Genomic DNA, 15,106 nt, shown 5'->3' on the forward strand with positions numbered 1-15,106 from the left:
CCGTTCCCGTTCCGCCTGTTGTGTCACCGAAGGTGACCGCCTACGGTTCGCCCATGGCGACCACGTCGCACCCCTCACCCCCGCCGCCGCGGCCGGCACGGCACCCCGGGCCGCCCGGGAGCCTCGCGCCCTCCTCCGCCCGCCGGCGTCCCGCGTGAGCGCCATCGGCCCCGTGGAGGACGGCCCCGCCGACGAACCGGCCCCGCCGCACGACCGGCCCGCGGACGCGGACGGCCCCGAGGGGGACGGCTCCCCCGGCGACGCCGCCGAAGACGCACACCACCACGCACGGCGCCACCTGCGCACACTCCGCCGCGCCGCACTCGGCACGGGCGTCCTCGCCCTCACCCTGGCGGCCATCGCCAACGCCCTTGCGAGCCAGCACCGTTCCACCCGTGACCGTGGGCCGGGGCCGGCCGCGATCACCGCCGTGACCTATCGCGGCCTCACCGTGCCGGCCGACCCCGCCGACCGGAGCTTCACACTCCGCATCCGTGTCACCGCCGCGCCGGGAGCACCCGTCACCGTCCAGGGCATCCGGCACCCCTTCACCGCGCTCACCACCCGCAGCGACCCGCCCACGCCCTTCACCGTGTCCGAACACCGGCCCCGCGACGTCACGTTGACGATCACCGTCGAGGACTGCGCCGCCACCCCCCTCGATGTCCGACTGCCTTTCCTCGACGTAACACTGCGTAATGAGGATGCAATACGGAAGCACACCGAAGTACTGAACCGCGCCTACGCCACCGGCATCGGGGACGCCCTGACGACCATCTGCGCGCGTCAGTACCAAGATCCACCCAAGCCCCTTATCGGAACTGGGCGTTCTCATCATGTGAACACAGCGCCACCGTACGGAAACGCCCGATCTGCCCTCCCTGTGCACCCATCCCCTCCGCCGCGTCATAACAAGAAAGTCACAGCATGAGCGCGCCGGGCGCCCGAGGTGTCCCATCTCGCTTAGAGTCACGGCCAGTTACCGCGCTGCCGGGCGCGTCATGAACCTCCGGCACCAAACCCGTTCGACCCGGCGAAAACCCGGCCCCTCGCCAGAGGATGCCGAGCCAGGGAGAGGATTTACCGTGCGACAGCGTTCTTCCATGCTCATACTCACCGCGGTGCTCACCACCGGAGCACTCACCCTCACCGCCTGCGGGTCGCGCGACAACAAGGACAAGGGTTCCGGCGGCAGTTCCGGCGGCAGCGGCAACACCACGGTCACCATCGGCGTCGACGCGCCCCTCACCGGCCAGAACTCCGCCACCGGCCTCGGCCTGCAGTACGGCGTGCAGATAGCCGCCGACCAGGCCAACGCCAAGAAGACCGTGCCCGGCGTCACCTTCAAGGTGAAGGCCCTCGACGACAAGGCGCTGCCGGCCACCGGCCAGCTCAACGCCACCCAGCTCGTCGCCGACAAGAGCGTCATCGCCACCGTCGGACCGCTCAACTCCGGTGTGGCCACCAACATGCAGCAGGTCTTCTCCAGCGCCAACATGGTCGAGATCTCGCCCGCCAACACGGCGCCCGAGCTGACCCAGGGCAAGGACTGGCAGACCGGCACCAAGGCCCGCCCCTTCAAGACGTACTTCCGCACCGCGACCACCGACGCCCTCCAGGGCGGCTTCGCGGCCCAGTACGCGAGCGACACGCTCAAGAAGAAGAAGGCCTTCGTCGTCGACGACAAGCAGACCTACGGCTCCGGCCTCGCGAAGCTCTTCAAGCAGAACTTCGTCAAGGACGGCGGCAAGGTCATCGGCGAGGACCACGTCAACACCGGTGACAAGGACTTCTCCACCCTCGTCACCAAGATCAAGAACTCCGGCGCCGACATCCTCTACTACGGCGGCCAGTACGACGAGTCCCAGCTGATCACCAAGCAGCTCAAGGACGTCGGCGCCAAGATCCCGCTCATGGGCGGCGACGGCATGTTCTCCGACACGTACATCAAGACCGCGGGCAAGGAGGCCGAGGGCGACCTCGCCACCTCCGTCGGCGCGCCCCTCGACACCGAGCCCGCCGCCAAGGACTTCATCAGCACCTACAAGTCCAAGGGCTACCCCGGCGACTACAGCACCTACGGCGGCTACTCCTTCGACGCCGCCACGGCGATCATCAACGCCGTCGGCAAGATCGCCAAGGACGGCAAGCTGCCCTCCGACGCCCGCCAGCAGCTCATCGCCGCCGTCCAGGCCAGCGACTTCCAGGGCATCGCAGGCCCCGTCAAGTTCGACCAGTACGGCGACACCACCAACAAGCAGCTGACGGTGTACCAGGTCACCAACGGCAAGTGGAAGGCCGTCAAGAGCGGCACGTTCAACGGCTGACCGGCGCGGCACCACCCGCACCGCACGCGACACAACGCACACAGCACACACCGGGCGCCCGGTACCGCCACACGGCGGTACCGGGCGCACCCGGACCCCACACCCGCCCGCCCGCGCCACCCGCGCGCCGGGCCCGCCCGCCACACCACCCACTTGACCCATGGAGGCCATGCGGTGAACACCCTGCCGCAGCAGCTGGCCAACGGGCTGTTCCTCGGCTCGATGTACGGGCTGATCGCCATCGGCTACACGATGGTGTACGGCATCGTCCAGCTCATCAACTTCGCCCACGGCGAGATATTCATGACCGGGGGGTTCGGAGCACTCACCGTCTGGCTCTGGCTCCCCAAGGGCACATCCATGTGGATGGCCGTCCCCCTCATGCTGATCGGCGGAGCCATCGTCTCCGTCCTCATCGCCGTCGGGGCGGAACGCTTCGCCTACCGCCCCCTGCGCGGAGCACCACGGCTCGCGCCACTCATCACCGCCATCGGCCTGTCCCTGGCCCTGCAGCAGATCGTCTTCAACCTCTACCCCAACGCGAAGTCCAACCGCTCCTTCCCGCAACTCCCCTTCGGCCCCTACCACCTGGGCTCCATCAGCATCCAGAGCGGTGACATCTTCCTCATCGCCGCTGGCGCCGTCTGCATGACCGGACTCGCGTTCTTCGTCCGCACCTCCCGCACCGGCCGCGCCATGCAGGCCACCGCCCAGGACCCCGACACCGCGCGGCTCATGGGCATCAACACCGACCGCATCATCGTGATCGCGTTCGCCATCGGCGGCCTCTTCGCCGCCGTCGCCGGCGTCTCCTACGGCTTCAAATACGGCAACGTCGACTACTCCATGGGCTTCCAGGCCGGACTCAAGGCCTTCACCGCGGCCGTCCTCGGCGGCATCGGCAACATCTACGGCGCCATGCTCGGCGGCGTCGTCCTCGGCCTCGCCGAAGCCATGGCCACCGCCTACATCTCCAACATCCCCGGCATGGAACAGTTCGGCGGCCAGGCCTGGGCATCCGTGTGGGCCTTCATCCTGCTCATCCTCGTACTCCTGCTGAGACCACAAGGACTCCTCGGCGAACGCGTCGCGGACAGGGCGTGACAACCATGACCACCACAGCCACCACCGGAAACACACCCGCACCCGCCGCCGAAGGACCCGGCCCCGGCGTCCTGCCGCTGCCCGAGACCGCCGCCGACGCACTCGTCCTCCTCGGCGGCCTCGCCACCGTCGTCTCCGCGTTCATGTCCTGGACCTGGACCAGCGACTTCCCCGGCGACCTCACCGTCTACGGCTACCCCGCGGGCCTGCAGATCATTGCCATCGTCGGCGGCGTCCTCACCGTCCTGTTCGGGCTCTCCCGCAAGCACGTCCGCGGCCTCGCCTGGCTCAACCCCGCCCGCGCCACCAACCCCGTCTTCCTCGCCGCGCTCTCCGCGTTCGTCGTCACCTGGTTCGCGGCCCTCGCGATCGCCGTCGACCTCGGCGGGCTCGTCAACCTCGACCCCGGCGCCTACGTCGCCGTCGTCGGCGGACTGCTGGCCCTCCTCGGAGCCCTCGGACTCCCCCACGCGGAAGGCCGCCTGCGCGGCTACTTCGGCAAGCCCGACCACCTCCCGCGCGCCGCCCTCCCCGCACCCTGGCTCCAGCGCCTCCTCATCACCCTCTGCGCCGCCCTCGCCCTCCTCGCCTTCAGCTACGGCATCGGCATCAACGACGACGACAGCGAAACCTTCATCGGCTTCGCCCTCCTCGTCGTCTTCGCCGCCTGGGCCCTCAACGCGGCCGGACTCTTCGAGCGGTTCTCCGAACTCAACGCCCGCCACCAGGGATTCGCCACCGGCATGGCCTTCCTCGCCGCCGTGGCCTTCCCCTTCACCCAGAGCGACGACCACAACGCCAACCTCGGCGTCAACATCCTCATCTTCGGAACCGTCGCCCTCGGCCTCAACATCGTCGTCGGCCTCACCGGCCTCCTCGACCTCGGCTACGTCGCCTTCCTCGGCGTCGGCGCCTACGCCGCCGCCCTCGTCTCCGGCAGCCAGTACTCCAGCATCCACATCCAGTTCCCCTTCTGGGCCGCCGCCCTCACCGGCATGGCCGCCTCCCTCGTCTTCGGCGTCCTCATCGGCGCACCCACCCTGCGCCTGCGCGGCGACTACCTCGCCATCGTCACCCTCGGCTTCGGCGAGATCTTCCGCATCGCCGTCAACAACCTCGACGGCAGCTCGGGACCCGACGTCACCAACGGCCCCAACGGCATCTCCAACATCCCCGACCTCAAGCTCTTCGGGTTCAACTTCGGAGAAGGCCACGACATCGGCGGCTTCACCATCGGCCGCTTCGCCAACTACTTCTTCCTGATGCTGCTGTTCACCGCGATCGTCGTGTTCGTCTTCAAACGCGCCGCGGACTCCCGCATCGGACGCTCCTGGGTCGCCATCCGCGAGGACGAGACCGCCGCCACCGCCATGGGCATCAACGGCTTCCGCGTCAAACTCATCGCCTTCGCCCTCGGCGCCACCCTCGCCGGACTCGCCGGCACCGTCAGCGCCCACGTCACCTACAGCGTCGTGCCGACGCCGTACCAGTTCGCCGGCGCCGCCCCGCCCAACTCCGCGTTCCTCCTCGCCGCCGTCGTCCTCGGCGGCATGGGCACCGTCGGCGGACCCATCCTCGGCGCCGTCCTCCTCTACCTCATCCCCGAGAAGCTCGGCTTCCTCCAGAACTACGAACTCCTGGCCTTCGGCATCGCGCTCATCCTCCTCATGCGCTTCCGCCCCGAAGGCATCATCCCCAACCGCCGCCGCCAGCTCGAATTCCACGAGACCGGCCAACTCGACGTACCCGAAGACGGGCTCCCCCCGGGCACCGTCGGCGCCACGAAGGCGGAGGCATGACCACCATGAGCGACACCGCCACCGCCACCCCCGACGCCCCGCCCACCACCGTCCTCCAGGCCACCGACGTCACCATGCGCTTCGGCGGCCTCACCGCCGTGCGCTCCGTCGACCTCACCGTCAACAGCGGCGAGATCGTCGGACTCATCGGCCCCAACGGCGCAGGCAAGACCACCTTCTTCAACTGCCTCACCGGCCTCTACGTCCCCACCGAGGGCAAGGTCACCTACCGGGGCACCGTCCTGCCGCCCAAACCCCACCTCGTCACCAAAGCGGGCATCGCCCGCACCTTCCAGAACATCCGCCTCTTCGCCAACATGACCGTCCTCGAGAACGTCCTCATCGGACGCCACACCCGCACCAAAGAGGGCCTCTGGTCCGCGATCCTGCGCGGCCCCGGCTTCCGCAACGCCGAAGCCGCCTCCCGCGCCCGCGCCATGGAACTCCTCGAATTCACCGGCCTCCAGCACAAGGCCGACCACCTCGCCCGCAACCTCCCCTACGGCGAACAGCGCAAGCTCGAAATCGCCCGCGCCCTCGCCAGCGACCCCGGCCTCCTGCTCCTCGACGAGCCCACCGCCGGCATGAACCCGCAGGAGACCCGCGCCACCGAGGAACTCGTCTTCGCCGTCCGCGACCAGGGCATCGCCGTCCTCGTCATCGAGCACGACATGCGGTTCATCTTCAACCTCTGCGACCGCGTCGCCTGCCTCGTCCAGGGCGAGAAACTCGTCGAAGGCACCCCCGAGGTCGTCCAGGCCGACGAACGCGTCGTCGCCGCCTACCTCGGCACGCCCTACGAAGGCGCCCCCGACGAAGGCACCGCCGCCGAAGGCATCCCCGCCGAGACCGAAGCCACCGACGGAGACCACCAGTGACCGCACTCCTGGAGGTCGAGGACCTCAAAGTCGCCTACGGCAAGATCGAAGCCGTCAAGGGCATCAGCTTCAGCGTCGAAGCAGGCCAGGTCGTCACGCTCATCGGCACCAACGGCGCCGGCAAGACCACGACCCTGCGCACCCTCTCCGGGCTGCTCAAGCCGTCCGGCGGCCGCATCACCTTCGACGGCCAGCCCCTCAGCGGCGTCCCCGCGCACAAGATCGTCGCGCTCGGGCTCGCCCACTCCCCCGAGGGCCGGCACATCTTCCCCCGCCTCACCATCGCGGAGAACCTCCTCCTCGGCGCGTTCCTGCGCACCGACAAGGCAGGCATCGACAAGGACGTCCAGCGCGCCTACGACCTCTTCCCCATCCTCGGGGAACGCCGCAAGCAGGCCGCGGGCACCCTCTCCGGCGGCGAGCAGCAGATGCTCGCCATGGGCCGCGCCCTCATGTCCCAGCCCAAGCTGCTCATGCTCGACGAGCCCTCCATGGGGCTCAGCCCGATCATGATGCAGAAGATCATGGCGACCATCGCCGAACTCAAGGCCGGCGGCACCACCATCCTGCTCGTCGAACAGAACGCCCAGGCGGCGCTCTCGCTCGCCGACCAGGGACACGTCATGGAGATCGGCAACATCGTCCTGTCCGGCAGCGGCCAGGACCTCCTCCACGACGAGTCCGTGCGCAAGGCCTACCTGGGCGAGGACTGACCGTCCCGCGTCCGCACCGGCGTCCGCCGGGCGCCGGTGCGGACGCGGGACGGCGGTTCGGCGCGTGGGACGGCGGTTCGGCGCGTGGGCTGTCGGCGCGGCGCGTGGGACGGCCGTTCGGCACGTGGGACGGCCGTTCGGCGCCGGCGGCCGGTGCCGGTCGCCGGTGCCACGCGCGGGAGGCCGGCTTCCGATCGCCGGGGCCGGTCACCTGTGCCGGTGCCACGCGCGAGGGCCGGCTTCCGGTCTCCGATCGCCGGCGACAGCGGGCGGACACAGCGAGGAGGCCCGCCCCGGACACGACTCCGGGGCGGGCCTCCTCGCGTAACGGGCGCACCGGCCGCCGGGGCTCTGCCCGCCGACGGTCCGGCGGCCGGAGCGACGCTGCCCGGCCTGCTCGCCCCGCTTCTCTGCTCCCCTACTTGCCCTTCTTCTCCTCGGCGTCCTGGATGACCGCCTCGGCGACCTGCTGCATCGACAGGCGGCGATCCATCGACGTCTTCTGGATCCACCGGAACGCCGCCGGCTCCGACAGGCCGTACTGCGTCTGCAGCACCGACTTCGCCCGGTCCACCAGCTTCCGCGTCTCCAGGCGCTGCGTCAGGTCCGCGACCTCGCGCTCCAGCGCCCGCAGCTCCGTGAACCGTGACACCGCCATCTCGATCGCAGGCACCACGTCCGACTTGCTGAACGGCTTCACCAGATACGCCATCGCACCCGCGTCGCGCGCCCGCTCCACCAGGTCGCGCTGCGAGAACGCCGTCAGCATCAGCACCGGCGCGATCGACTCCGCGGCGATCCGCTCCGCGGCGGAGATGCCGTCCAGCACGGGCATCTTCACGTCCAGGATCACGAGGTCCGGACGGTGCTCCCGCGCGAGCTCCACGGCCCGCTCGCCGTCCCCGGCCTCGCCGACGACCGAGTAGCCCTCCTCCTCCAGCATCTCTTTGAGGTCGAGACGGATCAGCGCCTCGTCCTCCGCGATGACGACGCGCGTCGTCATGGGCGGAACGTGCGACGTGTCGTCGTCCTCGACGGGCTGGGGCGAGTCGGGGGTGGTCACGGGGGCTCCTCGATTCACGGCGGGGCACTGCTCCCACGAGCCTACCTAGCTGCGGGCTCGGACGGTCACCCGGTACACTGCGGAGCACTGGAGCCGGGTTGGTGGAAGGGTATACACGGAAGTCTCAAACACTTCTGCCCGAAAGGGCTTGCGGGTTCGAATCCCGCACCCGGTACAGCGGAAAGCGGATGTTCACCTTCTCGTGAACTTCCGCTTTTTTGCTACCCAGAGCGACCTTTGGTGACTCATAGTGTTCACATGAACGCTCACAGCACAGACGTGCGACAGACAGCCCTGACGCTGCTCCGCGATGGAGTCAAGAACTCCGAGGTGGCCCGGCGCCTGGGGGTTCCCCTCGGAACGGTCAGCTGGTGGCTCCACGCGGACCGGTCCAAGCGCGGTGAATGCCCCGGCAGAGGAGGTGCGCTCTGCCCCCGCTGCGACGGTCGCCCCTTGGACGAGCGGGCGTACGCCTATCTTCTCGGGTTGTATTTGGGAGACGGCCACATCAGCCACTACGTGAAGCACCGGGCCCACAGTCTGGCAGTCACGTGCTGCGACGACTGGCCCGGGCTGCTGGACGCATGCGAGGCAGCCATGCACGCGGTCTTACCCGACAACGCCACCTGCCGGGTGAGACGAAAAGGGTGCACCGACGTCAAGGTGTACTCAAAGCACCTGCCATGCCTCTTTCCACAGCACGGGCCCGGCAAGAAGCACGAGCGCCGTATCGCCCTGGAGGAGTGGCAGCAGCTGATCGTGGACGCTCACCCCTGGGAACTCATCCGTGGACTACTGCACTCCGACGGATGCCGGATCACCAACTGGACCGAGAAAGTGATCGGCGGCGTCCGCAAGCGCTATGAATACCCCCGCTACTTCTTCTCCAACCTCTCCGGGGACATCAGGCGCGTCTACACCGACGCACTCGACTGCGTCGGCGTCGAATGGAAGTCCTGCAACAACAGCCGCAGCGTCCAGAACATATCCGTCGCCCGGCGGGCATCCGTCGCGCTGATGGACGCCCACGTGGGGCCCAAGTGGTGAACTTCCGCTCCGCCGCTGCCACTTGGCGCCGCTACTTGGGGCTGTCGTCCTCGCCGACGTGGTGGACGCGCACCAGGTTCGTCGTGCCGGCGACGCCGGGCGGGCTGCCCGCGGTGATGACGACGATGTCGCCGCGCTCGCAGCGGCCCAGCTTCAGCAGCATCTCGTCGACCTGCTCGACCATCGCGTCGGTGGTGTCGACGTACGGGCCGAGGAACGTCTCGACGCCCCAGACCATGTTGAGCTGCGCCTGGGTGGCGGGGTCGGGGGTGAAGGCGAGGAGGGGGATGGGCGAGCGGTAGCGGGAGAGGCGCTTGACGGTGTCGCCGGACTGGGTGAAGGCGACGAGGAACTTGGCGCCGAGGAAGTCGCCCATCTCGGCGGCGGCGCGGGCGACGGCGCCTCCCTGGGTGCGGGGCTTGGTGCTCGCCGTGAGGGGCGGCAGCCCCTTGGCGAGGACCTCGGCCTCGGCCGCCTCGACGATGCGTGCCATGGTGCGGACGGTGTCGACGGCGTGTGTCCCGACGCTGGTCTCGCCGGAGAGCATGACGGCGTCGGTGCCGTCGATGACGGCGTTGGCGACGTCGGAGGCCTCGGCGCGGGTGGGGCGCGGGTTGTCGATCATGGACTCGAGCATCTGCGTGGCGACGATGACCGGCTTGGCGTTGCGCCTGCTGAGTTTGATGGCGCGTTTTTGGACGACGGGGACCTGTTCCAGCGGCATTTCGACGCCGAGGTCGCCGCGGGCCACCATGACGCCGTCGAACGCGGCGACGATGTCGTCGATGTTGTCGACGGCCTGCGGTTTTTCGACCTTGGCGACGACGGGGAGCCGGACGCCCTCTTCGTCCATGATCCGGTGGACGGGTTCGATGTCGTGGGCGGTGCGGACGAAGGAGAGCGCGATGGCGTCGGCGCCGGCGCGCAGGGCCCAGCGCAGGTCGTCGACGTCCTTGCCGGAGAGGGCGGGGACGGAGACGGAGACGCCGGGGAGGTTGAGGCCCTTGTGGTCGGAGACCATGCCGCCTTCGACGACGGTGGTGTGGACGCGGGGGCCGTCGACGGCGGTCACTTCGAGGGTGACTTTTCCGTCGTCGACGAGGATCCGCTCACCCGCCGTGACGTCGGCGGTGAGCCCCTGGTGGGTGGTGGAGCAGGTGTGCCGGTCGCCGTCGCAGGGTTCGACGGTGATGGTGAACGTGTCGCCGCGTTCAAGCAGTACCGGGCCTTCACGGAAGCGGCCGAGTCGGATCTTCGGGCCTTGAAGGTCGACGAGGATTCCGACGCTGCGGCCGGCTTCGTCGGCGGCCTTGCGTACGCGCTGGAAGCGGTCCTCGTGTTCGGCGTAGGTGCCGTGGCTGAGGTTGAGGCGCGCGATGTCCATTCCGGCTTCGACCAGGGCTTTGATCTGGTCGTAGGAATCGGTGGCGGGGCCCAGGGTACAAACGATTTTCGCTCGGCGCATACGACCGAGCGTAGACCTTACCCACTGGTAAGGAATTGGGGTCGCATGGCCGGTCAACAACCTTTGCGTGAAGGGTTGTTGATAGGTGCTGGTGTGTGCGGGAGGGCGCTCCGATGAGCGTCGGGCGGGCGTTCTTCGTCACTCTGCGTCGAGATGCGGGTGTGCGGTGCGACGGGCCCCCGGCGTTGTCCCGTGTGCCCCCGTGGTGGGCTCTTCGGCGGGGACCGACGGAGGCGGGGAGCGGTGAGCGGCCGGACACGGCTGCGGGGTCGCCGGCCGGACACGGCGGTGGGCCCGCTGCCCCGGTCGACAAGGTTCGGCCGTCGGCCGGGGCAGCGGGGAGCGGGGAGCAGGCAGCAGGCAGCAGGCAGCAGGCAGCAGGCAGCAGATGCTCAGTACGTGGCGAGGATCTGCTCGGTCTTGAACGCGTTCTGCGGGATGAGCCAGCCGCGGGAGTTGAGCGCGTCGACGATGTCGTCGCGGAGGTCGACCGCCGCGGGGAGGCTCTTGGCGTCGGCGCTGATCTCGGCCCAGTAGCCGCTGCCGCCGGGGGCGCCGTGCATCGGTGTGATCTGCAGTTCGACGGTGTGTCCGGCGAGGGTGCCGGGGTAGTTCGTCTGGACGACGGGCCCGTAGATGTGGGCGGCGGCGAGGATGTTCGCGGCGAAGTCCTTGGAGCCGAGGTCGTCGAGCTTGCCGGGCAGGTCGTCCACGACGTCGTCGCGCGCGTCGGCGGCGCTGGGGAGCTTTCCGCTGCCCAGGCCCTTGGCGTCGGCCTTCTTGTCGTCTGAGAAGTCGAGGGTGGCCTGGTTGTAGCTCAGGTCGACCTGGGCCTCGTAGTCCTCCTCGTCGGCGTCGAAGGAGTCGTCGGCGGCCTGGTCGAGGGCGTCGTCGAGGGCGTCGGCGTCGGTGCCGTCGCCCGCGATGGCGTAGCGCTTCTTGTAGGTCTCCTTGACCTCGTCGTCGTTGTCGTCGTGGCGGACGCGGACGCTCCAGCCCTGGTTCTGCAGCTGGCGGCTGGTGGAGTCGAGGTATTCGGCGGCTTCGACGCCGGACGCCTTGCCGAGGCCGAAGGCGGTGTCGGCGGTGGCGAGGGGGGTGCCTCCCGCGCCGAGGGTCTTCGTGGGGTCGACGAGCAGTTTGACCTGGAAGCCGGGGTCCGCGTTGTCGGCGGCGTGGGCGGGGACGGCCACGGAGACGGCGAGGGCGGCGGTCGCGGTGACGATGCCGAGCCGGAGCCGGCGGCGGTCGCCGCGAGGGGCGGCGGGGGCGTTGTTCCGGTGCACACGGGTCATGGGGCGATATCGAACCGATCATGGGAGAACGGTTCGTCACGCGGGGGCCAACGGCCGCTGAATACTCGTCACCTGCCGGTGCCGGGTGGGCCGGTGGCGGTGGCCCGGGCGCGGGGTGCTGTCAGGCGGGTTCCACGAGGGGTACGAGGTCGAGCGGGGCGGGGAACGTCCCGTGGGGTTCGCGTTCGGCGAGTCCGAAGGTGGTGAAGGCGGTGCGGCCGGGTTGGGGGTAGGCGGGGCCTCCGGTGAGGTGGTTGAGGATGGAGGCGCTGCGCCAGGCGGCGAGGCCCAGGTCGGGGGTGCCGACGCCGTGGGTGTGGGTCTGGGCGTTCTGTACGTAGACGGAGCCGGTGATGGCGCGGTCGAGGACGAGCCGGTGGTGGGCGTCGACGCGGGGGCGTTCGCGGGAGTCGCGCCGGACGTAGGCGTCGAGTCCGGCGAGGAGGCGGTCGGCGGGGCGTTCGCGGTAGCCGGTGGCGAGGACGACGGCGTCGGTGGTGAGGCGGGAGCGGGTGCGCTGGTCGGTGTGTTCGAGGTGGAGCTCGACCTGGGTGGTGGCGATGCGTCCGGCGGTGCGGACGTGGACGCCGGGGGTGAGGGTGGCGTCGGGCCATCCTCCGTCCAGGGTGCGGCGGTAGAGCTCGTCGTGGATGGCGGCGAGGGTGTCGTGGTCGATGCCCTTGTGGAGTTGCCACTGCCGCGGGACGAGGTCGTTCCTGGTGTGTTCGGGCAGCTGGTGGAAGTAGTGGGTGTAGTCGGGGGTGAAGTGTTCGAGGCCGAGTTTGGAGTACTCCATGGGCGCGAAGCCCTCGGTGCGGGTGAGCCAGTGGAGGCGTTCGGCGCCGGCGGGCCGGGCGCGCAGGAGGTCGAGGAAGACCTCGGCGCCGGACTGGCCGGAGCCGATGACGGTGACGTGTCCGGCGCGCAGGAGCTGTTCGCGGTGGTGGAGGTAGTCCGAGGAGTGGATGACGGGGACGGTGGGGTTCTCCGCGAGGGTGCGCAGGGGCTCGGGGACGTGGGGGGCCGTGCCGATGCCGAGGGCGATGTTGCGGGCGTAGGTGCGGCCGAGTGCCTCGGCTTCGCCTTCGGTGTCGACTTGCGTGAAGTCGACTTCGAACAGGGCGCGTTCGTGGTTCCAGCGGACGGCGTCGACCTGGTGGCCGAAGTGCAGGGTGGGCAGGTTCCGGCTAACCCAGCGGCAGTAGGCGTCGAATTCCGCGCGCTGGATGTGGAAGCGCTCGGAGAAGTAGAAGGGGTAGAGGCGGTCGATGGAGCGGAGGTAGCTGAGGAAGGACCAGGGGCTCGCGGGCTGGGCGAGGGTGACGAGGTCGGCGAGGAAGGGTACTTGGAGCGTGGCGCCTTCGATGAGGAGGCCGGGGTGCCAGGTGAAGGCCGGGTTCTGCTCGTAGAAGGCGGTGTCGATGGCGGGGAGGCCGTCGGCGAGGGCGGCGAGGGAGAGGTTGAAGGGGCCGATGCCGATGCCGACGAGGTCCTTGGGGCGCTCGGTGGCCTGACCGCCAGCGGGGGTGGCGCCGTTGGCGGTGCGGTGGCCGGGGCCGGTGGCGTCCGGGCCCGTGGTGGCGCCGGGGGCGCGGGACGTGCCGTTGCCGGCGGGGCCGGGGGCGGTGCCCGCTCCGGTGGCGCCGTTCGTGGCCGCGTCGTACGCGCCGTGCGCGGGGGCGTCGGTGTGCCCGGGGGTGGCGGTCGAGGTGTGTCCTGGGGCGCTTCCGCGGCTGTCGGCGGCCGTCGCGGGTGTGGCGGGGGTGGGGATGCCGGGCTGGCGCGGCGCTGGTGTGGTGCCGTTCATCGGGGTGTGCTGCCTTCCGGGAAGGAGTCCCCGAGTGCCTCCACGCGGGTGAGGAGTCCGGTGAGGTCGTCGGGGGTGGTGTGCGGGTTGAGGAGGGTGGTCTTGAGCCAGAGGCGGCCGCCCGCGTGGGCCCGACCGAGGACGGCGGCGCCCTCGGTGAGGAGGGTGCGGCGGATCGCGGCGACGGTGGTGTCGGGCGCGTGGACGGGCCGGAACAGGACCGTGGTGAGGGTGGGGCGTTCGTACAGTTCGAGGCGGGGGTGTTTCTCGATGGCCTCGGCCAGTTCGGCGGCCGCGTCGCAGAGGTGGTCGACGAGGGCGCCGAGTCCGGTGCGGCCGAGGGCGCGCAGCGTGACGGCGATCTTGAGGATGTCGGGCCGCCTGGTGGTGCGCAGGGAGCGGCCGAGGAGGTCGGGCAGGCCCGCGGCGGTGTCGTCGTCGGCGTTGAGGTAGTCGGCGGTGTGGCCGAGGGGCGCCAGGTGCCCGGTGTCGGGGACGGCGAGGAGTCCCGCGGCGACCGGTTGCCAGCCGAGTTTGTGCAGGTCGAGCGTGACGGTGTGGGCGCGGGCGAGTCCGTCGAGGAGGTTCGCGCGGCGGTCGCTGAACAGCAGGGGCGCGCCGTAGGCGGCGTCGACGTGGAAGTGGGCGCGGTGGCGTGCGCACAGGTCGGCGATGGCGGCGAGCGGGTCGATGGCGCCGGTGTCGGTGGTGCCCGCGGTGGCGGCGACGAGGAGGGGGCCGCGCAGGGTGGTGAGGGCGTCGTCGAGGGCGGCGAGGTCGAGGGTGCCGCCGGGGGCGGGGACGGTGACGGGTTCGGGCAGGCCGAGGAGCCAGGCGGCGCGTGTGAGGGAGTGGTGGGTGTGTTCTCCGGTGACGACCTGGACGCCGCCGCCGGTGCGGGCGTGGCGTTCGCGGGCGAGGAGGAGGGCCAGTTGGTTGGACTCGGTGCCGCCGGTGGTCACGAGGGCGTCGGGGGCGGGCGCGTGGCCGGGCGGGGCGCCGCGGTAGACCTCGTCGGCGAGGGTGCGGGTGACGAGCGCTTCGAGGGCGGCGGCGGCCGGGGCCTGGTCCCAGGAGTCGAGTGACTGGTTGAGGGCGGAGGCGGCGAGGTCGGCGGCCACGGCGACGGCGAGGGGCGGGGTGTGCAGGTGGGCGGCGCAGAGGGGGTGTCCGGGGTCGGCTGCGCCGGCGGCGAGGCTGTGGACGAGCGTGGTGAGGGCCTCGCCGGCGCCGGCGCCCTGTTCGGGCAGGACGGGGGTGGCCGCGGCCAGGACCTGGGCCGCGGTCGCGTCGGGGCCGCCCGCGGGCAGGGGCCGGCCCTGGCGTTCGGCGGCTCCGGCGGCGAGGGCGTCGAGGACGGTGGCGACGAGGGGCCGCAGCGCGTCGGGACCGTGGGTGCCGCCCGCGAGCGGCGGGAGCGCGGTACCGGGTGTCGGGGGGTGCGACGGCGTGGTCATCCTGGCCCTTCTGCGTGGACTGCGTCGCCGTGTCCAACGATCGGCACCCGGATGGGGTATTGCCCTGGCGGGTTTTGTACGTCTCCGAGGGCTCGGCCCGGACCGGTGCCCGGTGCGGGTGGTGGCGCGCGCCGCCTGTGGGGGCGGGGGT

General features: G+C 70.5%; 12 protein-coding genes and 1 tRNA gene. 8 read left to right on the forward strand and 5 right to left on the reverse strand.

Annotated elements, in window-relative coordinates; genetic code table 11:
* The first annotated feature begins 154 nt into the window (after positions 1-154).
* The 6 genes from L1885_RS11380 (at position 155) to L1885_RS11405 (ending at position 6,821) form a co-directional block, all read left to right on the forward strand.
* A complete protein-coding gene (locus tag L1885_RS11380; RefSeq protein WP_235796941.1) occupies positions 155-931 on the forward strand; it encodes a hypothetical protein in 777 nt (258 codons plus the stop codon).
* Between the two features lie 172 nt (positions 932-1,103).
* Positions 1,104-2,327, forward strand: a complete 1,224-nt coding sequence (locus tag L1885_RS11385; RefSeq protein WP_235796942.1) for a branched-chain amino acid ABC transporter substrate-binding protein — start codon at positions 1,104-1,106, stop codon at positions 2,325-2,327.
* Between the two features lie 174 nt (positions 2,328-2,501).
* Positions 2,502-3,431: a branched-chain amino acid ABC transporter permease gene (locus L1885_RS11390; protein ID WP_235796943.1), complete on the forward strand. Its 930-nt coding sequence runs from the start codon at positions 2,502-2,504 to the stop codon at positions 3,429-3,431.
* Between the two features lie 5 nt (positions 3,432-3,436).
* Entirely contained in the window at positions 3,437-5,230 is a 1,794-nt protein-coding gene (locus tag L1885_RS11395) for a branched-chain amino acid ABC transporter permease (RefSeq protein WP_235796944.1), read from the forward strand.
* Positions 5,227-6,108: an ABC transporter ATP-binding protein gene (locus tag L1885_RS11400; RefSeq protein ID WP_235796945.1), complete on the forward strand. Its 882-nt coding sequence runs from the start codon at positions 5,227-5,229 to the stop codon at positions 6,106-6,108. The genes L1885_RS11395 and L1885_RS11400 overlap by 4 nt, the downstream gene beginning before the upstream one ends.
* Positions 6,105-6,821 carry an ABC transporter ATP-binding protein gene (locus tag L1885_RS11405; RefSeq protein WP_235796946.1) on the forward strand — a complete coding sequence of 239 codons (717 nt, stop codon included), beginning with the start codon at positions 6,105-6,107 and terminating at the stop codon, positions 6,819-6,821. The genes L1885_RS11400 and L1885_RS11405 overlap by 4 nt, the downstream gene beginning before the upstream one ends.
* 418 nt (positions 6,822-7,239) lie before the next feature.
* On the opposite strand, the gene L1885_RS11410 is transcribed toward L1885_RS11405, so the two are convergent.
* Entirely contained in the window at positions 7,240-7,884 is a 645-nt protein-coding gene (locus L1885_RS11410) for an ANTAR domain-containing response regulator (protein ID WP_235796947.1), read from the reverse strand.
* Positions 7,885-7,976: 92 nt separating this feature from the next.
* Here L1885_RS11410 and L1885_RS11415 point away from each other — a divergent pair.
* Together L1885_RS11415 and L1885_RS11420 are read left to right on the forward strand one after the other, a co-directional pair.
* Positions 7,977-8,059: transfer RNA gene (locus L1885_RS11415), tRNA-Leu, on the forward strand.
* An 83-nt stretch (positions 8,060-8,142) separates the two neighbouring features.
* Complete coding sequence (locus L1885_RS11420) at positions 8,143-8,931, forward strand: helix-turn-helix domain-containing protein (RefSeq protein ID WP_235796948.1); 789 nt, start codon at positions 8,143-8,145, stop codon at positions 8,929-8,931.
* A gap of 31 nt (positions 8,932-8,962) precedes the next feature.
* Here L1885_RS11420 and pyk read toward each other — a convergent pair whose 3' ends face one another.
* From pyk to L1885_RS11440, 4 genes are all read right to left on the reverse strand, one after another.
* Complete coding sequence (gene pyk / locus L1885_RS11425) at positions 8,963-10,396, reverse strand: pyruvate kinase (protein ID WP_235796949.1); 1,434 nt, start codon at positions 10,394-10,396, stop codon at positions 8,963-8,965.
* Positions 10,397-10,788: 392 nt separating this feature from the next.
* Entirely contained in the window at positions 10,789-11,691 is a 903-nt protein-coding gene (locus L1885_RS11430) for a hypothetical protein (RefSeq protein ID WP_235796950.1), read from the reverse strand.
* A 121-nt stretch (positions 11,692-11,812) separates the two neighbouring features.
* Positions 11,813-13,498: a lysine N(6)-hydroxylase/L-ornithine N(5)-oxygenase family protein gene (locus tag L1885_RS11435; protein WP_235796951.1), complete on the reverse strand. Its 1,686-nt coding sequence runs from the start codon at positions 13,496-13,498 to the stop codon at positions 11,813-11,815.
* Complete coding sequence (locus L1885_RS11440) at positions 13,495-14,955, reverse strand: pyridoxal phosphate-dependent decarboxylase family protein (RefSeq protein WP_235796952.1); 1,461 nt, start codon at positions 14,953-14,955, stop codon at positions 13,495-13,497. The genes L1885_RS11435 and L1885_RS11440 overlap by 4 nt, the downstream gene beginning before the upstream one ends.
* Positions 14,956-15,106 lie beyond the last annotated feature (151 nt).

Origin of the sequence: Streptomyces fuscigenes (assembly GCF_021556455.1) — a bacterium.
GTDB classification, from domain to species: Bacteria; Actinomycetota; Actinomycetes; order Streptomycetales; family Streptomycetaceae; genus Streptomyces; species Streptomyces fuscigenes.

Excerpts from the sequence above, each read along its gene's own strand:
- L1885_RS11385 (WP_235796942.1), top strand. The coding sequence starts at position 1,104 with ATGCTCATACTCACCGCGGTGCTCACCACCGGAGCACTCACCCTCACC.
- L1885_RS11395 (WP_235796944.1), top strand. The coding sequence starts at position 3,437 with ATGACCACCACAGCCACCACCGGAAACACACCCGCACCCGCCGCCGAA.
- L1885_RS11400 (WP_235796945.1), top strand. The coding sequence starts at position 5,227 with ATGACCACCATGAGCGACACCGCCACCGCCACCCCCGACGCCCCGCCC.
- L1885_RS11420 (WP_235796948.1), top strand. The coding sequence starts at position 8,143 with ATGAACGCTCACAGCACAGACGTGCGACAGACAGCCCTGACGCTGCTC.
- pyk (WP_235796949.1), bottom strand. The coding sequence starts at position 10,396 with ATGCGCCGAGCGAAAATCGTTTGTACCCTGGGCCCCGCCACCGATTCC.
- L1885_RS11430 (WP_235796950.1), bottom strand. The coding sequence starts at position 11,691 with ATGACCCGTGTGCACCGGAACAACGCCCCCGCCGCCCCTCGCGGCGAC.
- L1885_RS11435 (WP_235796951.1), bottom strand. The coding sequence starts at position 13,498 with ATGAACGGCACCACACCAGCGCCGCGCCAGCCCGGCATCCCCACCCCC.
- L1885_RS11440 (WP_235796952.1), bottom strand. The coding sequence starts at position 14,955 with ATGACCACGCCGTCGCACCCCCCGACACCCGGTACCGCGCTCCCGCCG.